Below are 21,794 nucleotides of genomic sequence, written 5' to 3'. Positions count from 1 at the left end.
TTCTTCACTCAATCAACGCGCGGTAATCAGCGGTGCGCTGAGTTTTTCCAGCAGGCTGGCCTGTGCGCTGCGCGAGTTCTGGTTGCCGGTTGGCGACAGGCGCAGGTAGCGGCCGTCAGGCTGCAGCACCCAGGCATGGGTGTTGTCGGTGAGATAGGCTTCCAGCTCCTTCTTGACCCGGGTGATGAGCTTCTTCCCTTCGACGGGGAAACAGGTCTCCACACGCTTGTCGAGGTTGCGTTCCATCCAGTCGGCGCTGGAGAGGTAGATCTTCTCTTCGCCGCCATTGAGGAAATAGAACACCCGGGTGTGTTCCAGGAAGCGACCGATGATCGAGCGCACGTGAATGTTGTGCGACACCCCGGGCACGCCCGGACGCAGGCAGCACATGCCACGCACCACCAGGTCGATTCGCACGCCGGTCTGGCTGGCCTTGTACAGCGCGCGAATGATCTTCGCATCGGTCAGCGAGTTGAACTTGGCGATGATGTGCGCCGGCTTGCCCTCGCTGGCCAGCTGAGTTTCCCTGGTGATCATGTCGAGCAGGGTCTTCTTCAGGGTGAAGGGCGCATGCAGGAGCTTCTTCATGCGCAGGGTCTTGCCCATGCCGATCAGCTGGCTGAACATCTTCGACACGTCCTCGCCCAGCGCCACGTCGGCGGTGAGCAGGCTGTAGTCGGTGTACAGGCGGGCGTTGCCGGCGTGGTAGTTGCCGGTACCCAGGTGTGCGTAACGGACGATCTCGCCGTTCTCACGACGCAGGATGAGCATCATCTTGGCGTGGGTCTTGAAGCCCACCACACCGTAGATCACCACCGCGCCGGCAGCCTGCAGGCGGCTGGCCAACGCCAGGTTGGACTCCTCGTCGAAGCGCGCACGCAGCTCGATGACCGCGGTGACTTCCTTGCCGTTGCGCGCGGCTTCTACCAGCGCATCGACGATTTCCGAGTTGGCCCCGGAACGGTACAAGGTCTGCTTGATCGCCAGTACGTGGGGATCCTTGGCCGCCTGGCGCAACAGGTCCACCACCGGGGTGAAGGACTCGAAGGGATGCAGCAGGAGGATGTCCTGCTTGCTGACCACGCTGAAGATGTTCTCGCTGTTCTGCAGCAGCTTGGGGATCACCGGAGTGAACGGCGCGTACTGCAGATCCTGATGGCTTTCCAGACCGGTGATGCTGAACAGGCGGGTCAGGTTGACCGGGCCGTTGACCTGGTAAAGCTCGTGCTCCGACAGGCCGAACTGCTTGAGCAACTGGTCGGTGAGGTGTTTCGGGCAGCTGTCGACCACCTCCAGGCGCACCGCATCACCGTAGCGGCGGCTGAACAGTTCACCGCGCAGGGCGCGCGCCAGGTCTTCCACATCCTCGGTATCCACCGACAGGTCGGCGTTACGGGTCAGGCGGAACTGGTAGCAACCCTTGACCTTCATGCCGGGGAACAGGTCGTCGGCGTGGGCGTGGATCATCGACGACAGGAACACGTAGTTGGCGCCTGGGCCGCCGACATCTTCCGGCACCTTGATGATGCGTGGCAGCAGGCGTGGCGCCGGGATGACCGCCAGACCGGAGTCGCGACCGAACGCATCGACACCTTCCAGCTCGACGATGAAGTTCAGGCTCTTGTTGACCAGCAGTGGGAACGGGTGAGTCGGGTCGAGACCGATCGGCGTGATGATCGGCGCGATCTCGTCGCGGAAATAGCGGCGTACCCACGCCTTGTGCTTGGTCGTCCAGTAGCGGCGGCGGATGAAGTTGATGCCGTGCTTGGCCAGCGCCGGAAACAGCACATCGTTGAGGATGGCGTACTGACGGCCGACCTGCTCGTGGACCAGTTCGGCAATACGCGACAGCGCCTGATGAGGCTGCAAGCCATCGGCACCGGCCTGTTCACGGGCAAAATTGATCTGCTTCTTCAGCCCGGCAACACGGATTTCGAAGAACTCGTCGAGGTTGCTGGAGAAGATCAGCAGGAACTTCAGGCGTTCGAGCAGCGGGTAGGACTCGTCCAGCGCCTGTTCCAGCACGCGGATGTTGAACTGCAGCTGCGACAGCTCACGATGGATGTACAGGCTGCTGTCATCCAGGCTGGGCACTGGCACGGCGACCGCCGTGGTTTCGACTACGGGCGTTTCCACTATCGCTTCCACCGGCGCTTCGTCGATCACCGGCAGGCTGATTGCCGGTACATCGAGCTGTTCGTTCTCACTGAGTCCTTCGTTGCTCATTGAATTACCCTGGAGGGGCTATTGCCCCTGTCGTATGAGTTCGGCCGCACGCACGGCGAAATAAGTGAGGATGCCATCGGCACCCGCTCGTTTGCAGGCGGTCAGCGATTCGAGAATGACCGCCTCGCTGAGCCAGCCGTTCTGGATGGCAGCCATGTGCATCGCATATTCGCCACTGACCTGATAGACAAAGGTCGGCACCTTGAATTCGCTTTTGACCCGAGAAACGATGTCCAGATAGGGCATGCCCGGCTTGACCATCACCATGTCGGCGCCTTCGGCCAGGTCGGCGGCGACTTCGTGCAGCGCCTCGTCACTGTTGGCCGGGTCCATCTGGTAGGAAGCCTTGTTGGCTTTGCCCAGGTTCAGCGAAGAACCTACCGCATCGCGGAACGGGCCGTAGTAGGCGCTGGCGTATTTGGCAGAGTAGGCCATGATCCGTACGTTGACGTGATCGGCCAGCTCCAGCGCTTCGCGGATCGCCTGGATGCGTCCGTCCATCATGTCCGAAGGCGCCACCACCTGAGCACCGGCATCGGCGTGGGACAGCGCCTGCTTGACCAGCGCATCGACGGTGATGTCGTTCTGCACGTAGCCTTGTTCGTCGAGAATACCGTCCTGACCATGGGTGGTGAACGGATCGAGGGCCACATCGGTGATCACCCCGAGCTCGGGGAAGCGCGCACGCAACGCACGGGTGGCGCGCTGGGCGATGCCATCCGGGTTCCAGGCTTCGCAGCCATCGAGAGTTTTCTTTTCCGCCGGCGTGACCGGGAACAGGGCTACAGCCGGAATCCCCAATGCCACCCATTTCTCCGCTTCCTGCAGCAGGAGATCGATGGACAGCCGCTCGACGCCCGGCATGGAGGCCACCTCCTCGCGCAGATTCTCGCCGTCCAGTACGAATACCGGCAGAATCAGGTCGTTGGTGGTCAGCACGTTCTCACGCACCAGACGCCGGGAAAAATCGTCGCGACGATTGCGACGCAGGCGGGTGGCTGGGAACAGGCGGTTGGCGGGGGTAAAGCTCACGGCAGACTCCTGGGCCCGCTCGAGCGGGCGAAGTGTGACAGTTATAAGCTGCCATTATGACCAAATGATGACGGCAATAACGAATACTGCGACGGCGCGTCGCAGCCGATAAGGCACATCGGATACTGCAAAAGCCCCGGGAATCGACGTACATGCGCAACGGTGCCATTTCACAGTCTCTCGACAATTGCTGTTTTACGGTGTCGAACCGCGTAGCCTTGAATCCTCTCCTCTACGGTCACCTTTAATGCTGGAAAATCTGCTGCAGCACTTCGGTTACCCGGCACTGGCGCTGGGTACTTTTCTCGAGGGCGAAATGTCGTTGTTGCTGGCTGCCTACCTGGCGTTGCGCGGCATCCTCGACATCGAACTGGTGATGTTCTTCGCCTTTCTCGGCACCTACGCCAGTGACCAGTTGTGGTTCCACCTCGGGCGTCGCCACGGCCGCCGCATTCTCGACAATCGCCCCCAGTGGCAGGCGCTCAGCGACAAGGCACTGGTGTATCTGCGCCGCCACCCGGACCTCTGGGTGCTGGGCTTTCGCTTCTTTTACGGCATGCGCACGGTGATGCCGCTGGCCATCGGCCTGTCCGGCTACCCGCGTCGCCGTTACGTGATTCTCGATGCCATCGGCGCAGCGATCTGGGCCATCGTGCTCGGCACCCTCGCCTACAAACTCGGCCGTGCACTCGAAGGCCTGCTTGGTGAGCTGCATCAGGTTCAGTTGTACGTCTTCGCGGGTCTGCTGATCATCGGCCTGGGCATCTGGCTGTACCGTCGTAGACAGCGCCGCGGTTGATGCACCGTACTTGACGTCGGCCTCACAAGCGTTCAAAAGCCTGTAACAATTGGCTGACTGGCCAGTCATAACAGAAGACACGTTACCCCAAGCGAGACCGCCGGACGCAAGATCCGGGCTCGGCTCGTACCTCATCAGGAGTTGGTCGATGAACAAGAAAGTCGCAGTGATTCTTTCCGGTTGTGGCGTCTATGACGGCTCGGAGATCCACGAAAGCGTGATCACCCTGCTGCGCCTCGACCAACGCGGCGCCGAAGTGCAGTGCTTCGCGCCGGACATCGATCAGGCACACGTACTCAACCACCTCAGCGGCGAAGAAATGCAGCCAGCGCGTAACGTGCTGGTGGAGTCCGCACGTATCGCCCGCGGCAATATCAAGGACGTACGCGAACTGCGCGCCGACGACTTCGATGCGCTGATCCTGCCGGGCGGCTTCGGTGCCGCCAAGAATCTTTCCGACTTCGCCAGCGCCGGCGCCGACTGCACCGTGCAGGCCGACGTACTGACCGCTGCGCAGTCGTTCGTCAGCGCATCCAAACCCGTCGGCCTGATCTGCATCGCTCCGGCAATGGCGGCGCGCATCTTCGGCGCTGGCGTGACCTGCACCATCGGCCATGATGCCGATACCGCAGCGGCCCTGAGCAAGATGGGCGCCGAGCATGTCGAGTGCAACGTCGAAGATATCGTCGAGGATACCCAGCGCAAGCTGGTGACCACGCCGGCCTACATGCTGGCCAACTCGATCTCTCAGGCCGCGTCGGGGATCAACAAACTGGTGGATCGGGTGCTTGAACTGACACACGAGTGACGACCAGCTGCGCGGCGGCTCTGCGGCGTTAGAAACAGGCTCAAAAAGGCGCTTGCGGCTAACGCACTTCAGTGCGGCCCCGAAGGGGCGAGCGAAGCGAGTCATGCTCATGTACAAGAGCACACTCCGCTTCCTCGCCTATTCTTGTGCGGGCGCCTAGCCCTTGCAGAGCTCTAGCTCGCGAGCTCGTCAGCAAGTAGGGAACCCTTCAACCGCGCGAAAGACGCGTCAGCAGACGATCCAGCGCGTTGGCGAAAGCCTGCCGATCCCTGTCGCCATAGGCGGCCTGACCACCACCGACCTGCCCCTGCTCACGCAGGTCGGTGAACAGGTTACGCACCGCCAGACGCTCGCCCATATTGCGCTCGTCGAACTCCTTGCCCCGCGGATCCAGCGCCAAGACGCCTTTCTTCACCAGCCGATCGGCCAGCGGCACATCGCTGCAGATCACCAACTCGCCGGGTACGGCGTGCTCCACCAGATAATCATCGGCCGCATCAGGCCCGCTCGGCACGACGATCAAACGCACACAGGCGAAAGCCGGTTTGGGCTGCGCTTGTCCGGCGACCATGACGATCTCGAAGTTACGCTTGAGGGCGAACTTGACCACCTGATCGCGGGCCAGCCGTGGGCAGGCGTCGGCGTCGATCCATACACGCATGCTCAGACCGGTGCGCGACGCACAGTGGCCAGCAACGCCGCGGCGCCCACAAACAGCGCACCAAAGCTGCGGTTCATGATGCGCTGCTGACGCGGCGTGCGCAGCAGGCGCAGAACACGCACGGCCAGGCCGGTATAACCCGCCATGACGATCAGGTCGACAGTCACCATGGTCACGCCAATGATCAGGTACTGCTCGGTCAGCGGCGCATGGGGGTTGATGAACTGCGGCAGCACGGCGAGCATGAAGATGATCGCCTTGGGGTTGCCGAAATTAACCAGAAAGCCGCGCAGCACCAGGCTCAGTGGTCGACCGATGGGGCGTTCGCCGCTGACGTTCATATCAGCCGGCAGTGCGCGCCACTGGCACCAGCCGAGGTACAACAGGTACACCACGCCAAACCATTTGATCAGGGTGAAGGCCAGCGCCGAAGTCGCCAGGATCGCCCCAACGCCAGCTGCGACGATGGCGATCTGCAGCGCCAGGCCAAGCTGCAGGCCCAGGGCGTTCCAGTAGCCGCGCCAGAAACCGTACTGCAGCCCCGCGGACATCGATGCGATGGCACCAGCACCCGGCGACAGGCTGATCAGCCAGCAGGCAACGAGAAAAGCGAGCCAGGTTTCCAGAGCCATAATGACGACCTCGTATTAGTAACGATCAGGGTTCGATCTTGCGCGGTGCCGGTACATCGCCGTTGCGCCAGCGCCTGACGGCTTTCTGGAAGAACAGGCTGTTGGGAATCTGCACCCAGGTGCCCGGCGCGTCACCGGTCAGGTCTTCCAGGGTGGTGTAGAACAGATTGATGTCCAGCACACGGCCCCGAACGCCCGGCTTGTCGGCGCTTTCCAGCACCTCGACGCAGTCGCCGATACGGAACGGCCCGAGGGCGAAGATCAGCAGCGCGCAGAACAGGTTCGACAATACGCTCCAAATGGCGAAGAAAGCGATAGCGGCAACCGCGACGAAACCGGTCAGCGCGCCCCACAACACCTGCGCCGAGACTCCCAGTCGCTCGAGTACCAGCATGAAGGCGCTGCCCAGGATCAGCCAGCGGGTCAGGCCGCGCAACGGCACCAGCAACTCCGCTGGCAGTTGCGGATAGCGGTGGCCCAGGCGGGTGATGCCACGGGTAAGGATGCGCTGCGCCAGCCAGGCCAGCGCCAGAATCAGGATGACCTGACCGGTGCGCATCAGCGGCTGACTCCAGGCCGTCAACCAGGCCAGATCGATAACGTCGAAATTCAACCTATTGCCTCCAGTTCCTGTTGCAGGGTTTCCAGGGTCTCCAGCGCTTCCAGCCACTGCTCTTCCAGCTCGGCTTCACGGCTCTTGAGCCCGGCCTGGTCGGCCAGCGCCTGGCGCAACTCGTCCTTGCGGGCGGCCTCGTAAATCCCGCTATCGCCCAGCCGCTCCTCCAGTTCCGCAAGCTTGCCCTGCACCTGGCCGAGTTCGGCTTCGAGCTTGTCCGCCGCTTTCTTGTGCGGTGCCAACTGCTGACGCAGGGCAGCCGCGGCCTGGCGCTGCCCCCGCTTGTCGTTGCCGCTGCCGGCCGAAGTGGCGACCGCCGGAGCGGCCTGCCGCTGACGATAATCCACCAGCCAACGCGCGTAATCTTCCAGATCACCGTCGAACGGCGCCACGCGGCAGTCGGCGACCAGCAGGAACTCGTCGGTGGTGCTCTTGAGCAGGTGGCGATCGTGAGACACCACCACCACTGCACCGGCGAACTCCTGCAGCGCCATGGTCAGTGCCAGGCGCATCTCCAGATCCAGGTGGTTGGTCGGTTCATCGAGCAGCAGCAGGTTGGGTTTGCCCCAGGCGATCAGCGCCAGGGCCAGACGGGCCTTTTCGCCACCCGAGAAATTCAGCACCGGCTCATCGCAGCGCGGCCCGCGGAAATCGAAGCCCCCCAGGAAATCGCGCAGCGTCTGCTCGCGCTCGGTCGGCGCGATGCGCTGCAGGTGCAGCAAGGGGCTGGCCTTGTCGTCCAGCGCATCGAGCTGATGCTGGGCGAAGTAGCCGATCACCAGATTCTCGCCACGCTGCAGGCTGCCACTCAACGGCTGCAGCTCAGCGGAGAGGTTCTTGATCAGCGTCGATTTGCCCGCACCGTTGGGGCCGAGCAGCCCAATGCGGGCACCCGGCACCAGGCTCAGCTTGACCTGTTGCAGAATGGTCTTGTCGCCATAACCGAGGCGACCTTCGCTGAGGCTGAGCAGCGGCGTGGAAATCTTGTCGGCCTCGCGAAACACGAAATCGAAGGGCGAGTCGACGTGGGCGGCGCTCAGCTCCTCCATGCGCTCAAGTGCCTTGATGCGGCTCTGCGCCTGGCGGGCCTTGGTCGCCTGGGCCTTGAAGCGGGCGATGTACTTTTCCATGTGCGCGCGCTGCGCTTGCTGTTTCTCGTACGCTTGCTGCTGTTGAGCCAGACGCTCGGCGCGGGTGCGCTCGAAGGCACTGTAGCCTCCGCGATAGAGGGTCAGCTTGCGCTGATCGACATGGGCGACGTGGTCGACCACGGCATCGAGAAAATCCCGGTCATGGGAGATCAGCAGCAAGGTGCCGGGATAGCTCTGCAACCAGCCTTCGAGCCAGAGAATGGCATCCAGATCCAGGTGGTTGGTCGGTTCGTCGAGCAGCAGCAGATCGGATGGGCACATCAGCGCCTGGGCCAGGTTCAGGCGCATCCGCCAGCCACCGGAGAAGTCGCCGACCCGGCGATCCATCTGCGCGTTGTCGAAGCCCAGACCGGCCAGCAGCTTGCGTGCGCGAGCGTCGGCGGTATAGCCGTCGGCGCTGTCCAGCTCACTGTGCAGGCGAGCGATGGCGCTGCCATCCTGGCGCTGTTCAGCAGTCGCCAGCTCAGCCTGCACGCGGCGCAGGTTGTGGTCGCCGTCGAGCACGTAGTCCACAGCCAGGCGCTCGAGGTTGTCGACCTCCTGGCGCATGTGGGCGATGCGCCAGTCGCCAGGCAACAGGCAATCGCCGGCGTCCGGGGTCAACTCGCCCCGCAGCAGGGCGAACAGGCTGGATTTGCCGGCGCCATTGGCACCGATCAGACCGGCTTTGTGGCCGGCGTGCAGGGTCAGCTCGGCGTCTTCTAGCAGACGCTGCGGGCCACGCTGTAAGGTAAGGTTCAGGAGTCGGATCATAATGGCGGCGGATTCTATCAGAGTCCCCCGCCGCATACTCGGAGCACGCATGACCGCTGACCTATGGAGCTTCGCCACCACCCTCTACGCGCGCCCAGGCGTCGAAGCCGCGTGCCTGGAACTGCAGGCCGCCGGTGCGGACGTTTGCCTGCTGCTCTGCGGGCTGTGGCTGGATAGCCAGGCCGTGGCCCACGAGCCGGATAGGGAGAACCAATTACGCCAGCTCGCCGCGCCCTGGCAGGAGGACGTCGTCAAGCCACTTAGAGCGCTGCGCCAGGCCTGGCGCACATCGGCGCAGCAAGACCCAGCACTCGCCGAGCTGCGGCAACGGGTCAAGCAACTGGAGCTGGATGCCGAGCGCGAACAATTGCTGCGCCTGCAGAACTGCTGCCTGAAGTGGCCACCGCAGACTGACGTGACAAAACCGAATACCTGGCTGGATGCCTTGAGCCCAATGGAAGCGCAAGCAGCGCTAAAGCGACTTCATCAGGCGCGCCCATGAGCCTGCCAAGTGTCTAGCGAGCAATCCGCGGTGTCAGTTCTTCCAGCATTTGGCGAAGCGTTCGCATACGGAGTACCGCCGATCAAGATCCGCCAGTCGATTTATATGCTCGCTCAGGGCTTCCTTGATCAGGTCCCGGTTCAAGCGGTCGTAGTACTGCAGCATCCCGTTGTTGACCGCAAGCGCCTTGCTCACATCAGCTGTCTCGCTGTCCGGCACCAGCTCTTTTATCTTCTCGATATCCAATCGGCGCAGATCCGCCCGATAGCCTTCCTTGTAGCGCTGCAGAGCACGCTCTTTCTGCATCGAGACATCATGCGCAAAGCGCTCCAGGCTACTGCGATACTCCGTCCAGTAGGTTTCAGGCAGCGTGAACCCAATCTGCGCCTTGCGCTCGGCGATGCTCTTCTCAATCGAATCGCTCTTGCCTTCCGCCTGAACATTGTCCGACGAAGCAGGCCTCATCTTCTCGATGATGCTGTCCTCGATGATGCGGTCAATCAGCGCGGTACGCTCGGGGGTGTCAGGCAAGCCCTCCGGGGCCTTCGGAAACAGCGCATTGTGGCCTGCACAGCTGGGAAGACCTTTATTCACTAAAACAACGCTCGTACGGACGGCCTTGCCGTTGACCTCATCCAGGCGCTTGAGCATCGACACGCACTGGCCGCCGGAGTAGTTGAAGGTAAGCTCGTATTCCGAACCGCTCTGCGGCGTGAAGTTGAAGGCATTACCACACACGCTGCCCGTGCTCACCGAATTGGTGAGCAGAAGCGTCTCATTGCCTGGCTCGAGGCGAACTTCCAAGTAGGCTTTTGCACCTTCCGACGGCGCGACACGCATGTCCGCCCGGCGCTTGGTATTGGCCGCGAACAAGTTGTTGAGCAAGCCAGTGGTTCGGCCGTCGCAATGTTCAGCGTCGAACACGCTCAGGGTGGCGCTTTCCATATTGCTGATGAAGCGCAACTTGGCTGCATCGGGCGCATTGCTATCTGGATAAGTACCATTGAAGCTACAGCCGGCCAGCAGAACTGCAGCGCCGATCAACGCAGCGGACGCGCGCAATGAGCGAAAATTTGGCATGAATGTATCGTCCTTGATGCGAGGATAAACGAGGGCGGCAATCCTAATAAATGACGCCAATAGCGTCCAGCGCGGCGGGTCAGGCTAGCGTGCTGGACGTGTGTCGATGAACTAAGGGGGGAAGAATGTTTGGTGTGCGGCGTTTTCTGACTATTTGCTTGTCAGTGCTCATTACAGGGTGCTCATCGATGCCCGAGGAGATGGGCCTCGACTCGAAGGTATATTCCGAAAAGAACGCGGGCCTGGTAGTCGGTGCGATGGTCAACAGCGGTCCTTACGGCACCTGGCTGGAGTTCCGGAACATCAAGACGGACAAACGATTCGGCTGGGGCGCAAAGGACTACTACTCGGTTTGGTTGCCAGCGGGTGAATACGAAGTCTCTTCGCTGGGCTCAAGGCGTGGCGTCATGGATCCTTACTCCAGCCCACTGCGTTTCAGCGTGGCGCAAGGTCAGCTCAATTACGTAGGGGAGTTGGTCTACGGCTGCCCCTCAGAGAGCCGACCAGCCGCACTTTATGGGGTCAGGAACTGCGGACTCCTGGCGCTCGGCAGTTGCTCTGTGCCATCGCCCAGCGTAGGTGTCTGCACCGTGGATCGCCAGCAGCAGACACTGCGCAGGTTCCTGAAAATGCATCCTGAATTCGCAGATATGCCCGTTCGCTCCGCAGTCATGGGCCGCTGATAAGGAACAGATGAGAGGCTGCAGGTTTCGCAGCCCTCAAACCTGCTGCCACTCACGCGAGAGCCAGCCGGGCTCCAGATGACGTGCCGCGCGCACCTCGCTGCATGGGAAATTTATGATGACTGCCTCATTGATTGGAAATCGCTCGAACTCAATTGCCTGACGCCCATACGATTTGCGCCTCATCTGACAAAGGATTGCGTGGCGTCGCCGGACGCTCATAAAAAAGGCCAGTCGAATGACTGGCCTTTGCAGTTCAGCGCCAGTGCAAAAGAGTGCAAAAGGGGACAGATTTATTTTTCTGACACTTTCCTAGGCCTCCCCTGACCCCGTAGCTCTATCCGTTGCCCCTGAACTCTCTCTATTTCATCCACAAAACGAGCACTACTGGTTAACTGCCTTCTCTGAAGTGCAGACCGGATCAGTTCAATTTCACTTGACGTTACAGCTTGGCGCATGAACTCCATATAACGGATACGACGCCTTTCAGGCGTATCGCCAAGTGCGATGAAGCAAGGGTCAATATCCAACCAATCACTGTCCGCTTGATCAGTGGTGCGCATCTGGTAACTCGACCAGGGGTAGTCGCCGGCCTCGGCAACCATCCGGGCCCCAACCGGGTTTAACTGGATATAGCGGCAGCAGGCAAGCAAGTAGGCGTCTGACTCGACCACACTGGACTTGTAACGGCTCTCCCAGAGAGTGCCGGTGCGCCCTTCCAGACGATTTCTATACCGCGTGGCACGTGCTGCCAGCGCCTTCATCAACTGCCCCAACCCAGCGATGGCCTCACCGGGCGCCAGCAGCAGATGAACGTCATTCGTCATCAGGCGGTAGGCATAGACCTTGATCCCGAAGACGTCTTTCAACTCGCGCAGATCAGCAATGTAACGTTGATAACCCTGCGTAGCGGAAAGACCACCTGCCGGTTGTGACCACGCTGCACCACATGATGCGGGTAGTTCGGCACCACAATGCGTCCCCTCCTTGGCATAACAACCTCCTTCCATTGAGGCTTTCAGCATAGTCCATCAGCAATAAAATAAATCTGTCCCCCTTTTCCCCGTTGAGTCTTGAAGCAGGGCCGGCTAATGGGTGTCTCCTTTTCCATCCCCCCTACTCAACCATTTGTTTAACAAACACTACGTCCCCCCCATCACGAATCGCATATATGCTTTCATACTGGAAGGACAGAACAAAGCCCAGCTCGATTCTTTTCGATAGATTAACAAGGAAGCTTTTGATATCTGCCCAGCTTTCCGAAAGGACATCTGCGCGACAATGGAACGCGCCTCCAATACCCACACACCAACCCAAACCTGCACCCTCGGCGGTGATACTTTCAGAAGCCTGCAAACGCCTGAAAACAAAGTAACAATTTGAAATTTCGAAGTTTCCGATAACATGAGTCTCTGAAATTTCAAAGCTAGCCCCCATAAAACAAAGAATTTCGGAAAGAACTCCCAAAGAAGCGCCGCTTTCAACTTCAAGACTCATCATTATAGTCACTTTGACACTTCTATCACTTTAGACTCGCCATTCTTCATCAAATATAGAGTTTTTAGACCACTAACAGGACTCTGTTCGAGCGCCTTTTCAACTTGCGAAAACGTAAGCGGAGAGTCAACCAAATTAACCACAATCGTACTCGGGGGGCGTTTGAGCAAGCGCAGTGAACGGCACTGCAATAAGCAACAGCGAGAAATACAAGCGCATGGAAATCCGTACCTGGAAAAGTGATTCGTCCCTGACAGAGATTAGGCATTTTGCCACTACCGCCTTTTTGGGGCGGGAGACCGGCTTCGCATTTCGCCTATAGCGCCGGGCCAGGTAGTGCAGTACGTGACGAACGGCTCAATTCATTCGCGACCGACGCTCTCGGCTAATCCCACCTTGCGTGGCTATCGCCACATTAAGACCTGACATCGCTTGGATATCAGGCCTTCAACTCCCGATCCAGCACTTCTTCGATTTCGCTCTTGATCTTGCCGCTCATCACCGACAGCAGCAGGCCGAGATTGAGGTGCAGGTTGACCCGATCTTCGCTGACCTCGATCCGTCCGTCGGCGCCACTGCGCTTGAATTCGAGGGTGTCGCCGTTCCACTGGTAACGCACGTCGTATTCGCGCGCCAGGCGCTCGGCGAGCTTTTCGGCCTTGCCCCGGGCGGCCTCTATCCCCAGATTGTGGGGACGGTCGACGGTAATTTTGGCCATCAAGGCTCTCCTGACTGAAATCGCTGGCGGGGGAATATACAAGAAGCACCTGTGACCCACTACCGCGCTTGCAGCCTGGCCCGGGGTTTTAGGTTTAGAATGCCCCCACTCGGCTTTATAGAGCCTCGGATTTCAGGAAAGGGCGACATGAACGATCCGCGCAAGAACGACGGCAGCGAACCCACCACCCACTTCGGCTTCCAGGATGTTCCGGAAAGCAGAAAAGCGGAGAAGGTCGCCGAAGTGTTCCATTCGGTGGCTGCCAAGTACGACCTGATGAACGACCTGCTTTCCGGCGGCATGCACCGTCTGTGGAAGCGCTTCACCATCGAGCTGTCCGGCGTGCGCAGCGGCAACCGCGTACTGGACATCGCTGGCGGCACCGGTGACCTGGCCCGGCAGTTCTCGCGCATCGTCGGCGAGACCGGCGAAGTGGTGCTGGCCGATATCAACGCCTCGATGCTCAAGGTCGGCCGTGACCGCCTGCTCGACCGCGGCGTGTCGGGCAACATCGCATTCGTCCAGGCCGACGCCGAAAAGCTGCCCTTCCCGGACAACCATTTCGACTGCGTGACCATCGCCTTCGGCCTGCGCAACGTCACCCACAAGGACGCCGCCATCGCCTCCATGCTGCGCGTGCTCAAGCCCGGCGGTCGCCTGCTGGTGCTGGAGTTCTCCAAGCCCAAGAGCAGCCTGTTGTCCAAGGTCTACGACACCTACTCGTTCAACTTCATGCCGCTGGTGGGCAAGCTGGTGACCAACGACGCCGAGAGCTATCGCTACCTGGCCGAGTCGATCCGCATGCACCCGGATCAGGACACCCTCAAGGCGATGATGCTCGATGCCGGTTTCGACCGCGTGACCTACCACAACATGACCGGCGGCATCGTCGCCCTACACCGCGGTATCAAGCCCTGATGCTGACCCTGGCCCTGCTCGCCGGCGTCGAGCGCGGTCTCAACCGCGTACTGGCGCTGGACAGCACCGCCCTGCCACGCCTGGCCCGGCTCAATGGCCGGGTGATTGCGGTCGAATCGCGCGCACCGGCATTCCAACTGTTCATCCTCGCCGATGGCGAAGGCCTGCGCCTGGCCAGCCAGTGGGCGGGGCAGATCGACTGCACCCTGCGCGCGCCGGCCAGCGCTCTGCTGCGCCTGGCGCTGGCCAGGGACAAGCAGGCCGTGCTGCACGCGCCGGAGGTCGACCTCGATGGCGACAGCGGCGTGCTGATGGAGCTGGCCGGCGTGCTGCAGGATCTCGAGCTGGACTGGGAATACGAGCTGTCGCGCTGGCTCGGCCCGATCGCCACGCCATTGCTGGCCGGTCACCTGCGCAGCCGCACGGGCTGGACGCGAGACAATCTGCACAGCCTGCAACTGAGCCTGGCCGATTACCTCAGCGAGGAATCGCGCACGCTGGTCGGCCGCCGCGAGGCCGAGGCGCGCTTCGCCGAACTGGATGACCTGAAACTTTCCCTCGACCGTCTCGACGCGCGCATCGAGCGCCTCGCCCAACGCCATAAGCCCATCGCATGAAGCTGCTTGCCGTTCGTCGTCTGTTGCGCATTCTCTACGTGGTCATCCGCTACCGCCTGGATGACCTGCTGTTCGCTCTGCCGCTGCCCTTCTGGCTGCGTGCACCGCGCTTCCTGCTGCCCTGGCGCTGGGTGCCGCGCGGCAAGTCGTCGCTGAGCCGTGGCGAGAGCCTGCGCCTGGCCCTGGAGGAGCTGGGGCCGATCTTCATCAAGTTCGGCCAGTTGCTGTCCACTCGCCGTGACCTGCTGCCGCCGGATATCGCCGATGAGCTGACCCACCTGCAGGATCGCGTACCGCCGTTCGACCCGGCCAAGTCCATTGCCCTGATCGAGGAGCAACTGGGCGTGCCGGTCAGCCAGGCGTTCGCACGCTTCGACACCGAGCCCCTGGCGTCGGCCTCCGTCGCCCAGGTGCACGCGGCACGGCTGAAAAGCGGCGAGGAAGTGGTGGTCAAGGTGGTGCGCCCCGGCCTCAAGCCGATCATCCGCGCCGACATGGCCTGGCTGTTCCTGCTCGCCAAGCTGGCCGAACGCGCCTCCGCCGAAGCCCGCCGCCTGCACCCGGTGGACGTGGTCAGCGATTATGAGAAAACCATCTACGACGAACTCGACCTGCTGCGCGAGGCGGCCAACGCCAGCCAGCTGCGGCGCAACTTCGAGGGCTCGGACCTGCTCTACGTGCCTCAGGTCTACTGGGACTGGTGCCGCCCCAAGGTGCTGGTCATGGAGCGCATCTACGGCATTCAGGTCACCGATCTGGCAACCCTGGCCGACCAGCGCACCGACATGAAACTGCTGGCCGAACGCGGCGTGGAGATTTTCTTCACCCAGGTGTTCACCCACAGTTTCTTCCATGCCGACATGCACCCGGGCAACATCTTCGTCAGCACGCGAACGCCATGGAACCCGCAGTACATCGCCATCGACTGCGGCATCATCGGCAGCCTCACACCCGAGGATCAGGACTACCTGGCGCGCAATCTGGTGGCCTTCTTCAAGCGCGACTACCGCAAGGTAGCGCAGTTGCACATCGATTCCGGCTGGGTGCCCCAGGAGACCCAGGTCAACGATTTCGAAGCGGCGATCCGCACCGTGTGCGAACCGATCTTCGAGCGCCCGCTCAAGGACATCTCCTTCGGCCTGCTGCTGATGCGCCTGTTCCAGACCGCGCGGCGCTTCAACATGGAAATCCAGCCGCAACTGGTGCTGCTGCAGAAGACACTGCTCAACATCGAAGGCCTGGGCCGCCAGTTGTACCCGGACCTGGATCTGTGGACGACCGCCCAGCCGTTCCTCGAGCGCTGGATGCGCCAGCGCGTCAGCCCGCGCAACCTCTTGCACAACCTGCAGAGCCAGGTCGAGCAGGTGCCGCACCTGGCCAACATGACCCGCAGCCTGCTCGAACGCATGGCCCAGCCCCACGCCAACGATCCGCCACCACCATGGCGTGAACGCGACAGCTGGACCCTGCGCCTGATCGGTGCAGCGCTGATCGGCGGCGGCGTGGTACTGGCCCTGGGTGTCGCCAATCTGAGCGAGCCGAGCCTTGCCTGGCCGGCCTGGCTGATGACCGCCAGCGGTCTGTACCTGATCCTGCGCCGATAGCCAGCCAGCGCCCTGGCTGGCACACTTGGCTCCAGATATGAAGACGGAAAAGCAATGAACGACTGGCTAGATGAAATCAACTGGAACGACGACGGCCTGGTGCCGGCCATCGCCCAGGATCACCTGACCGGGCGCATCCTCATGATGGCCTGGATGAACCGCGAGGCACTGGCCCTGACCGCCAGCGAGCAGCGCGCCATCTACTGGTCACGCTCGCGTGGCAAGCTGTGGCGCAAGGGCGAGGAGTCCGGTCACGTGCAGAAGCTTCATGAACTGCGCCTGGACTGTGATGCCGACGTGATCGTGCTGATGGTCGAGCAGCTCGGCGGCATCGCCTGCCATACCGGGCGCGAAAGTTGCTTCTATCGGGTATTCGAGAATGGCGCGTGGAAGACCGTCGATGCCGTCTTGAAAGATCCGCACACCATATATGCACCGGAACACCGCCATGACTGATACCCTCAAGCGCTTGGCCGAAGTGCTGGAATCGCGCAAGGGCGCGGCGCCAGACAGCTCTTACGTGGCCAGCCTGTACCACAAGGGCCTGAACAAGATTCTGGAGAAGGTCGGCGAAGAGTCGGTGGAAACCATTCTTGCCGCCAAGGACGCTGCCACCAGCGGTGACTGCAGCGACCTGATCTACGAAACCGCCGACCTGTGGTTCCACAGCATGGTCATGCTGGCCGCATTGGATCAGCACCCGCAGGCGGTGCTGGATGAACTGGATCGCCGTTTCGGCCTGTCCGGGCATGCGGAAAAAGCCGCACGAAGCGACAGCGACACTCAATAAAGACTCTGACGAGGACAATGCAGCATGGGCATTTTCGATTGGAAACACTGGGTAGTCATCCTTATCGTCGTCGTGCTGGTGTTCGGCACCAAGAAACTCAAGAACCTCGGCTCCGACGTCGGTGAGACCATCAAGGGTTTCCGCAAGGCGATGAACGAAGACGAGGGCAAGCCGGCCGAACCTCAGGCTCAGCAGCCGCAGCAGCCTTATCAGCAGCAAGCGCCGCTGAACCAGCCGCATACCGTGGAAGGCCAGGCCAGCAAGGTCGAAGAACCGCTGCGCAAGGACTGAGGCCAGAGCATGTTCGGTATCAGTTTCAGCGAGCTGCTGCTGGTCGGGCTGATTGCCCTGCTGGTGCTCGGCCCCGAACGCCTGCCCGGCGCTGCGCGCACCGCAGGCTTGTGGATCGGCCGCATAAAACGCAGCTTCAATGCGATCAAGTCGGAGGTCGAGCGCGAAATCGGCGCTGACGAAATCCGTCGCCAGTTGCATAACGAACATATCCTCGAGCTCGAGCGGGAAATGCAGGCGGTCAAGAACGATATCCTGCCGCCAGCCCCCCAAGCGGCAGTGCCACCGCCCGCGCAGCAATCGGCGCCCGTCGCCGAGTCAGCTCCGGTAGCTCCGGTAGCTCCGGTAGCTCCGGCTGAGCCTGCTCCAGCTTCTGTCACACCGCCAGCCCCGGCGCCCGTCGCCAGCCAGGACAAGACGCCGCAACCATGAGTCGACTCTCCGACAACGACCAGGAAATGCCGCTGGTTTCCCATCTCGCCGAGTTGCGTACGCGCCTGCTGCGCTGCGTCGCGGCGATCTTCCTGATCTTCGCAGGCCTGTTCTACTTCGCACAGAAGATCTACACCCTGGTTTCCGCCCCGCTGCGCCAGTACCTGCCGGAAGGCGCGACGATGATCGCCACCGATGTGGCCTCGCCGTTCCTCACCCCGTTCAAACTGACCATGATCGTCGCGGTGTTCCTGGCCATGCCGGTGATCCTGCATCAGGTCTGGGGCTTCATCGCGCCGGGCCTGTACAAGCACGAGAAGCGCATCGCCATCCCGCTGCTGGTCTCCAGCATCATTCTGTTCTACAGCGGCATGGCCTTCGCCTACTTCCTGGTCTTTCCGATCATCTTCCACTTCTTCGCCAGCGTGACGCCCGAAGGTGTGTCGATGATGACCGACATCGCCAGCTACCTCGACTTCGTGATGACGCTGTTCTTCGCCTTTGGCGTGGCCTTCGAGATACCCGTGGCCGTGGTGCTGCTGATCTGGATCGGCGTGGTCGATGTCGAGTACCTGCGCAAGATTCGTCCCTACGTGATCATCGGCTGCTTCGTGGTCGGCATGATCCTGACGCCACCGGACATCTTCTCGCAGACCCTGCTGGCCGTGCCGATGTGGCTGCTGTTCGAGCTGGGCATCATTGCCGGCAGCCTGATTCGTACGCGTCGCGGCGAGCCCGACGAGGACGAGGAAGCCCCGGCCGATCAGCCGCCCAGCACGCAAGCATGAACCTGCTGCTCCTCGAGGACGGCGACTTCATCGCCGCCGACCGCGTGCGCCTCGATGGACGACGCCTGACCCACCTGCATGAAGTGCACCGCGCCGAAAGCGGCGACACCCTGCGGGTCGGCCGCCTCGGCGGTGAGATGGGCCGCGGCCAGTTGCTGCAGCTGGACGCCGATAGCGCCGAGCTGCAGGTCAGCTTCGACCAGCCACCACCGGCCAAGCTGCCGCTGACCCTGCTGCTCGCCCTGCCGCGACCGAAGATGCTCAAGCGCGTGTTGCAAAGCGTGGCCGCCATGGGCGTGCCACGGCTGATCCTGCTCAACAGCTATCGGGTGGAAAAGAGCTTCTGGCAGACGCCTTTCCTCGAGCCGGCGGCGATTCGCGAGCAGTTGGTTCTCGGCCTGGAACAGGCCCGCGATACGGTGCTGCCCGAGGTGATCGTCGAGAAGCGCTTCAAGCCCTTCGTCGAGGATCGCCTGCCGCAACTGGCAGCTGGCACCCTCGGTCTGGTCGGCCACCCCGGCCTCTATCCGGCGTGCCCCCGCACCGTCGAGCAGCCGGTTACCCTGGCCATCGGCCCCGAGGGCGGCTGGATCCCCTACGAGGTGGACAAACTGGCCGAGGCCGGCCTGCAGCCCGTGCAGCTCGGCGAGCGTATTCTGCGTGTGGAAACGGCGGTTACTGCGCTATTGGCCAGGTTGTTCTGAGTGGTCGCTCGTGGGCAGCTCAATGGCGCATGCCGCCGGTCATTCCGGTAGGGTGGACAATGCTCTTTTTGTCCACCATTGCGATTGCAGAGCGGTGGATGGGTGAAGCGTCATCCACCCTACAATTGGATGTCCGCTTCTGCCCTACCAAAGCCATCGCTTATCAACGGGACATCCGGTAACGCCTTGCTCACCGTACCGATTTGGCGCCAGCATCCTGTCTGCCTATGATGAACACCTCGCGCCCCCCAAGGAGCTGCCATGCGCCGCCTGCTCACCGGCCTCACCGTTATCGTCCTGCTGCTGTTCAACACCCTGATTCTGATCGGGCCGATGCTGCTCATCGCCCTCGGCAAGTTCTTGCTGCCGGGCAAGCCACTGAAGGCTGCCTGCTCACGCCAGGTCATGTGGGTCGCCGAGTTCTGGGCGGAGAACTGCAAACGCATCTTCGCAGCGCTCACTCCGACCCACTGGGATATTCGCGGCGGCGGTGAGCTGCGGCAGGACACCTCCTACCTGATCATCAGCAATCACCAATCCTGGGTCGACATCCCGGCACTGGTGCAGGCGTTCAACCGCAAGACGCCCTACTTCAAGTTCTTCCTCAAGCAGCAACTGATCTGGGTGCCCTTTCTCGGCTTGGCGTTCTGGGCGCTGGACTATCCATTCATGAAGCGCTATTCGAAGGCCAAGCTGGAGAAGCACCCGCACCTCAAAGGGCAGGATCTGGACATCACCCGTCGTGCCTGCGAGAAATTTCGCGATCTGCCGGTCACGGTCGTCAACTACCTGGAAGGTACGCGCTTCACCCCGGCCAAACAGGCGCAGCAGGGCTCGCCCTACCGCCATCTGCTCAAGCCCAAGGCAGGCGGCGTGGCCTTCGTGCTGGCCGTGCTGGGCGAACAACTGGACGCCATCCTCGACGTCACCATCGTCTATCCGGAAGGCACACCGCCCGGTTTCTGGAAGCTGATCAGCGGCCAGGTACCCCAGGTCATCATGGATATCCGCACACGGCCGCTCGAGCCTGCGCTGTGGCAGGGCGACTACCAGAACGACGACGAATTCCGCCTGTACGTGCAGAACTGGGTCAGTGGCCTGTGGGAAGAGAAGGATGCGCTGATCGCGCAACTGAGGCGGGAAATACGCTGATTGCTGGGCAGTGGAAGCGGCGAGGCTCAGCGAGCCCCGCCGGCATCGATCACGCCGCGCTGAAGGTCTTGTGCGGGTCGATGACGAATTTCTTCGGCACGCCAGCATCGAACTCGCCGTAGCCACGGGGGGCGTCTTCCAGGCTGATGACCTGCACGCCAACCACTTCGGCGATGTTGATGCGGTCCCACATGATGGCCTGCATCAGAGCACGGTTGTACTTCATCACCGGGGTCTGCCCGGTGTGGAAGCTGTGCGACTTGGCCCAGCCGAGGCCGAAGCGGATGCTCAGGCTGCCGATCTTCGCCGCCGCATCCACCGCGCCCGGGTCCTCGGTGACGTAGAGGCCGGGAATACCGATCTTGCCGGCCACCCGAACCACGCCCATCAACGAGTTGAGTACCGTGGCCGGCGCTTCGTGCTGGGCACCGGCATGGCCGTGGCCACGGGCCTCGAAGCCCACCGCGTCGACGGCGCAATCCACTTCCGGCTCACCGAGCAGGTCGGCGATCTGTTCGTGCAGCGGCGTGTCCTTGGACAGGTCGGCGATCTCGAAGCCCTGGGCCTTGGCGTGGGCCAGGCGCACCGGGTTGACGTCACCGACGATCACCACCGCGGCGCCAAGCAGCCGTGCCGAAGCCGCTGCGGCAAGGCCGACCGGGCCGGCACCGGCGATATACACGGTGCTGCCCGGCCCCACGCCTGCGGTGACCGCGCCGTGATAACCGGTGGGCAGAATGTCGGACAGGCAGGTCAGGTCGCGGATCTTCTCCATCGCCTTGTCGCGATCAGGCAGTTTCAACAGGTTGAAGTCGGCGTAGGGCACCAGCACGTATTCGGCCTGGCCACCGGTCCAGTCGCCCATGTCGACGTAGCCATAGGCGCCACCGGCACGCGCCGGGTTGACGGTCAGGCACACGCCGGTGTGCTGTTCCTTGCAGGAGCGGCAGCGGCCACAGGCGACGTTGAAGGGCACGGACACCAGATCACCGATCTTCAGGTTCTCGACATCGCTGCCCTTTTCGATCACCTCACCAGTGATCTCGTGGCCCAGTACCAGGCCGACCTGGGCGGTGGTGCGACCGCGCACCATGTGCTGGTCGGAGCCACAGATATTGGTGGAAACCACCTTGAGGATGACCCCGTGCTCGATCTTGCGACCACGCGGATCCTGCATCTTCGGATAATCGATCTTCTGAACTTCGACCTTGCCCGTGCCGAGATAGACGACACCGCGATTACCAGACATATGAATCTCCTTCTTGTTGTGGATACAAGGCACGCAGGCCCTGCAATGGAGTATTGAAGCGTCTGTCTCGGCACCCGCCGGTAAGGGCAGG

24 protein-coding genes and 1 pseudogene are annotated in these 21,794 nt (G+C 61.9%); 14 read left to right on the top strand and 11 right to left on the bottom strand.

From position 1 onward, the window contains the following. Positions 1-12 precede the first annotated feature (12 nt). Positions 13-2,226, bottom strand: coding sequence for a polyphosphate kinase 1 (ppk1, locus tag ACT9T4_RS08930; protein ID WP_179539309.1), 2,214 nt, complete (start codon positions 2,224-2,226; stop codon positions 13-15). Between the two features lie 18 nt (positions 2,227-2,244). After that, on the bottom strand, positions 2,245-3,258 hold the full coding sequence (gene hemB / locus ACT9T4_RS08925; protein WP_042553887.1) for a porphobilinogen synthase: 1,014 nt from the start codon (positions 3,256-3,258) through the stop codon (positions 2,245-2,247). Positions 3,259-3,505: 247 nt separating this feature from the next. On the opposite strand from hemB, the gene ACT9T4_RS08920 reads away from it, so the two are divergent. Both ACT9T4_RS08920 and elbB read left to right on the top strand, forming a co-directional pair. Continuing rightward, positions 3,506-4,057 (top strand): DedA family protein, encoded by a 552-nt coding sequence (locus tag ACT9T4_RS08920; protein ID WP_179539310.1) that lies wholly within the window; start codon positions 3,506-3,508, stop codon positions 4,055-4,057. Between the two features lie 148 nt (positions 4,058-4,205). After that, positions 4,206-4,865 carry an isoprenoid biosynthesis glyoxalase ElbB gene (gene elbB / locus ACT9T4_RS08915; RefSeq protein ID WP_042553885.1) on the top strand — a complete coding sequence of 220 codons (660 nt, stop codon included), beginning with the start codon at positions 4,206-4,208 and terminating at the stop codon, positions 4,863-4,865. Positions 4,866-5,073: 208 nt separating this feature from the next. Here elbB and ACT9T4_RS08910 read toward each other — a convergent pair whose 3' ends face one another. The 4 genes from ACT9T4_RS08910 to ACT9T4_RS08895 are packed head-to-tail and all read right to left on the bottom strand — an operon-like array spanning position 5,074 to position 8,678. After that, positions 5,074-5,526, bottom strand: coding sequence for a YaiI/YqxD family protein (locus tag ACT9T4_RS08910; RefSeq protein ID WP_042553884.1), 453 nt, complete (start codon positions 5,524-5,526; stop codon positions 5,074-5,076). 2 nt (positions 5,527-5,528) lie between these two features. Beyond that, the gene (gene rhtB / locus ACT9T4_RS08905) at positions 5,529-6,158 is read right to left on the bottom strand and encodes a homoserine/homoserine lactone efflux protein (protein ID WP_042553883.1); all 630 of its coding nucleotides are present in this window, start codon (positions 6,156-6,158) and stop codon (positions 5,529-5,531) included. 25 nt (positions 6,159-6,183) lie between these two features. Further along, the gene (locus ACT9T4_RS08900; protein ID WP_042553944.1) at positions 6,184-6,717 is read right to left on the bottom strand and encodes a mechanosensitive ion channel family protein; all 534 of its coding nucleotides are present in this window, start codon (positions 6,715-6,717) and stop codon (positions 6,184-6,186) included. A 50-nt stretch (positions 6,718-6,767) separates the two neighbouring features. Continuing rightward, complete coding sequence (locus tag ACT9T4_RS08895) at positions 6,768-8,678, bottom strand: ATP-binding cassette domain-containing protein (RefSeq protein ID WP_499116540.1); 1,911 nt, start codon at positions 8,676-8,678, stop codon at positions 6,768-6,770. A 49-nt stretch (positions 8,679-8,727) separates the two neighbouring features. Between ACT9T4_RS08895 and ACT9T4_RS08890 the strand changes: the two genes are divergently transcribed. Beyond that, the gene (locus tag ACT9T4_RS08890; RefSeq protein ID WP_042553943.1) at positions 8,728-9,180 is read left to right on the top strand and encodes a TIGR02444 family protein; all 453 of its coding nucleotides are present in this window, start codon (positions 8,728-8,730) and stop codon (positions 9,178-9,180) included. Positions 9,181-9,213: 33 nt separating this feature from the next. On the opposite strand, the gene ACT9T4_RS08885 is transcribed toward ACT9T4_RS08890, so the two are convergent. Beyond that, complete coding sequence (locus ACT9T4_RS08885) at positions 9,214-10,260, bottom strand: hypothetical protein (protein WP_042553881.1); 1,047 nt, start codon at positions 10,258-10,260, stop codon at positions 9,214-9,216. Positions 10,261-10,448: 188 nt separating this feature from the next. On the opposite strand from ACT9T4_RS08885, the gene ACT9T4_RS08880 reads away from it, so the two are divergent. Continuing rightward, positions 10,449-10,943 carry a hypothetical protein gene (locus tag ACT9T4_RS08880; RefSeq protein ID WP_231570157.1) on the top strand — a complete coding sequence of 165 codons (495 nt, stop codon included), beginning with the start codon at positions 10,449-10,451 and terminating at the stop codon, positions 10,941-10,943. Positions 10,944-11,236: 293 nt separating this feature from the next. On the opposite strand, the pseudogene ACT9T4_RS08875 reads toward ACT9T4_RS08880, so the two are convergent. From ACT9T4_RS08875 to ACT9T4_RS08865, 3 genes and pseudogenes are all read right to left on the bottom strand, one after another. Continuing rightward, positions 11,237-11,937: pseudogene (locus ACT9T4_RS08875) on the bottom strand (transposase). A 122-nt stretch (positions 11,938-12,059) separates the two neighbouring features. Continuing rightward, a complete protein-coding gene (locus ACT9T4_RS08870) occupies positions 12,060-12,443 on the bottom strand; it encodes a hypothetical protein (protein ID WP_052493793.1) in 384 nt (127 codons plus the stop codon). 436 nt (positions 12,444-12,879) lie between these two features. Beyond that, positions 12,880-13,158, bottom strand: coding sequence for a polyhydroxyalkanoic acid system family protein (locus ACT9T4_RS08865; RefSeq protein WP_042553879.1), 279 nt, complete (start codon positions 13,156-13,158; stop codon positions 12,880-12,882). 147 nt (positions 13,159-13,305) lie between these two features. Here ACT9T4_RS08865 and ubiE point away from each other — a divergent pair, with 147 nt between their 5' ends. From ubiE to yihG, 10 genes are all read left to right on the top strand, one after another. Beyond that, entirely contained in the window at positions 13,306-14,076 is a 771-nt protein-coding gene (ubiE, locus tag ACT9T4_RS08860) for a bifunctional demethylmenaquinone methyltransferase/2-methoxy-6-polyprenyl-1,4-benzoquinol methylase UbiE (RefSeq protein WP_042553878.1), read from the top strand. Continuing rightward, complete coding sequence (locus tag ACT9T4_RS08855) at positions 14,076-14,693, top strand: ubiquinone biosynthesis accessory factor UbiJ (protein WP_042553877.1); 618 nt, start codon at positions 14,076-14,078, stop codon at positions 14,691-14,693. Before ubiE ends, ACT9T4_RS08855 begins: the two co-directional genes overlap by 1 nt. Continuing rightward, positions 14,690-16,297, top strand: coding sequence for a ubiquinone biosynthesis regulatory protein kinase UbiB (gene ubiB, locus ACT9T4_RS08850; protein ID WP_042553876.1), 1,608 nt, complete (start codon positions 14,690-14,692; stop codon positions 16,295-16,297). The genes ACT9T4_RS08855 and ubiB overlap by 4 nt, the downstream gene beginning before the upstream one ends. Positions 16,298-16,351: 54 nt before the next feature. Next, complete coding sequence (gene hisI / locus ACT9T4_RS08845; RefSeq protein WP_042553875.1) at positions 16,352-16,753, top strand: phosphoribosyl-AMP cyclohydrolase; 402 nt, start codon at positions 16,352-16,354, stop codon at positions 16,751-16,753. Continuing rightward, positions 16,746-17,087 carry a phosphoribosyl-ATP diphosphatase gene (locus tag ACT9T4_RS08840; protein WP_042553874.1) on the top strand — a complete coding sequence of 114 codons (342 nt, stop codon included), beginning with the start codon at positions 16,746-16,748 and terminating at the stop codon, positions 17,085-17,087. Before hisI ends, ACT9T4_RS08840 begins: the two co-directional genes overlap by 8 nt. Positions 17,088-17,111: 24 nt before the next feature. Next, the gene (locus ACT9T4_RS08835) at positions 17,112-17,378 is read left to right on the top strand and encodes a twin-arginine translocase TatA/TatE family subunit (RefSeq protein WP_042553873.1); all 267 of its coding nucleotides are present in this window, start codon (positions 17,112-17,114) and stop codon (positions 17,376-17,378) included. 9 nt (positions 17,379-17,387) lie between these two features. Further along, on the top strand, positions 17,388-17,810 hold the full coding sequence (gene tatB, locus ACT9T4_RS08830; protein WP_179539317.1) for a Sec-independent protein translocase protein TatB: 423 nt from the start codon (positions 17,388-17,390) through the stop codon (positions 17,808-17,810). Then, on the top strand, positions 17,807-18,598 hold the full coding sequence (gene tatC / locus ACT9T4_RS08825) for a twin-arginine translocase subunit TatC (protein ID WP_042553871.1): 792 nt from the start codon (positions 17,807-17,809) through the stop codon (positions 18,596-18,598). Before tatB ends, tatC begins: the two co-directional genes overlap by 4 nt. After that, complete coding sequence (locus tag ACT9T4_RS08820; RefSeq protein WP_499116535.1) at positions 18,595-19,302, top strand: 16S rRNA (uracil(1498)-N(3))-methyltransferase; 708 nt, start codon at positions 18,595-18,597, stop codon at positions 19,300-19,302. Before tatC ends, ACT9T4_RS08820 begins: the two co-directional genes overlap by 4 nt. Before the next feature lie 261 nt (positions 19,303-19,563). Beyond that, positions 19,564-20,454 (top strand): 1-acylglycerol-3-phosphate O-acyltransferase, YihG family, encoded by an 891-nt coding sequence (yihG, locus tag ACT9T4_RS08815; protein WP_499116533.1) that lies wholly within the window; start codon positions 19,564-19,566, stop codon positions 20,452-20,454. A gap of 49 nt (positions 20,455-20,503) precedes the next feature. Here the strand turns inward: yihG and fdhA are convergent, their stop codons facing one another. After that, complete coding sequence (gene fdhA / locus ACT9T4_RS08810; RefSeq protein ID WP_042553868.1) at positions 20,504-21,703, bottom strand: formaldehyde dehydrogenase, glutathione-independent; 1,200 nt, start codon at positions 21,701-21,703, stop codon at positions 20,504-20,506. Between the last annotated feature and the right edge of the window lie 91 nt (positions 21,704-21,794).

Source organism: Pseudomonas sp. SZ40, assembly GCF_052958135.1.
The sequence above is the reverse complement of the archived record's forward strand: the minus strand, read 5'-3'. Positions and strand labels throughout refer to the sequence as shown.

What these genes read in the sequence shown, in the direction of transcription:
- ppk1 (WP_179539309.1), bottom strand. Translation starts at nt 2,226, where the DNA reads ATGAGCAACGAAGGACTCAGTGAGAACGAACAGCTCGATGTACCGGCA.
- ACT9T4_RS08920 (WP_179539310.1), top strand. Translation starts at nt 3,506, where the DNA reads ATGCTGGAAAATCTGCTGCAGCACTTCGGTTACCCGGCACTGGCGCTG.
- elbB (WP_042553885.1), top strand. Translation starts at nt 4,206, where the DNA reads ATGAACAAGAAAGTCGCAGTGATTCTTTCCGGTTGTGGCGTCTATGAC.
- ACT9T4_RS08910 (WP_042553884.1), bottom strand. Translation starts at nt 5,526, where the DNA reads ATGCGTGTATGGATCGACGCCGACGCCTGCCCACGGCTGGCCCGCGAT.
- rhtB (WP_042553883.1), bottom strand. Translation starts at nt 6,158, where the DNA reads ATGGCTCTGGAAACCTGGCTCGCTTTTCTCGTTGCCTGCTGGCTGATC.
- ACT9T4_RS08900 (WP_042553944.1), bottom strand. Translation starts at nt 6,717, where the DNA reads ATGCGCACCGGTCAGGTCATCCTGATTCTGGCGCTGGCCTGGCTGGCG.
- ACT9T4_RS08895 (WP_499116540.1), bottom strand. Translation starts at nt 8,678, where the DNA reads ATGATCCGACTCCTGAACCTTACCTTACAGCGTGGCCCGCAGCGTCTG.
- ACT9T4_RS08890 (WP_042553943.1), top strand. Translation starts at nt 8,728, where the DNA reads ATGACCGCTGACCTATGGAGCTTCGCCACCACCCTCTACGCGCGCCCA.
- ACT9T4_RS08885 (WP_042553881.1), bottom strand. Translation starts at nt 10,260, where the DNA reads ATGCCAAATTTTCGCTCATTGCGCGCGTCCGCTGCGTTGATCGGCGCT.
- ACT9T4_RS08880 (WP_231570157.1), top strand. Translation starts at nt 10,449, where the DNA reads ATGCCCGAGGAGATGGGCCTCGACTCGAAGGTATATTCCGAAAAGAAC.
- ACT9T4_RS08870 (WP_052493793.1), bottom strand. Translation starts at nt 12,443, where the DNA reads ATGATGAGTCTTGAAGTTGAAAGCGGCGCTTCTTTGGGAGTTCTTTCC.
- ACT9T4_RS08865 (WP_042553879.1), bottom strand. Translation starts at nt 13,158, where the DNA reads ATGGCCAAAATTACCGTCGACCGTCCCCACAATCTGGGGATAGAGGCC.
- ubiE (WP_042553878.1), top strand. Translation starts at nt 13,306, where the DNA reads ATGAACGATCCGCGCAAGAACGACGGCAGCGAACCCACCACCCACTTC.
- ACT9T4_RS08855 (WP_042553877.1), top strand. Translation starts at nt 14,076, where the DNA reads ATGCTGACCCTGGCCCTGCTCGCCGGCGTCGAGCGCGGTCTCAACCGC.
- ubiB (WP_042553876.1), top strand. Translation starts at nt 14,690, where the DNA reads ATGAAGCTGCTTGCCGTTCGTCGTCTGTTGCGCATTCTCTACGTGGTC.
- hisI (WP_042553875.1), top strand. Translation starts at nt 16,352, where the DNA reads ATGAACGACTGGCTAGATGAAATCAACTGGAACGACGACGGCCTGGTG.
- ACT9T4_RS08840 (WP_042553874.1), top strand. Translation starts at nt 16,746, where the DNA reads ATGACTGATACCCTCAAGCGCTTGGCCGAAGTGCTGGAATCGCGCAAG.
- ACT9T4_RS08835 (WP_042553873.1), top strand. Translation starts at nt 17,112, where the DNA reads ATGGGCATTTTCGATTGGAAACACTGGGTAGTCATCCTTATCGTCGTC.
- tatB (WP_179539317.1), top strand. Translation starts at nt 17,388, where the DNA reads ATGTTCGGTATCAGTTTCAGCGAGCTGCTGCTGGTCGGGCTGATTGCC.
- tatC (WP_042553871.1), top strand. Translation starts at nt 17,807, where the DNA reads ATGAGTCGACTCTCCGACAACGACCAGGAAATGCCGCTGGTTTCCCAT.
- ACT9T4_RS08820 (WP_499116535.1), top strand. Translation starts at nt 18,595, where the DNA reads ATGAACCTGCTGCTCCTCGAGGACGGCGACTTCATCGCCGCCGACCGC.
- yihG (WP_499116533.1), top strand. Translation starts at nt 19,564, where the DNA reads ATGCGCCGCCTGCTCACCGGCCTCACCGTTATCGTCCTGCTGCTGTTC.
- fdhA (WP_042553868.1), bottom strand. Translation starts at nt 21,703, where the DNA reads ATGTCTGGTAATCGCGGTGTCGTCTATCTCGGCACGGGCAAGGTCGAA.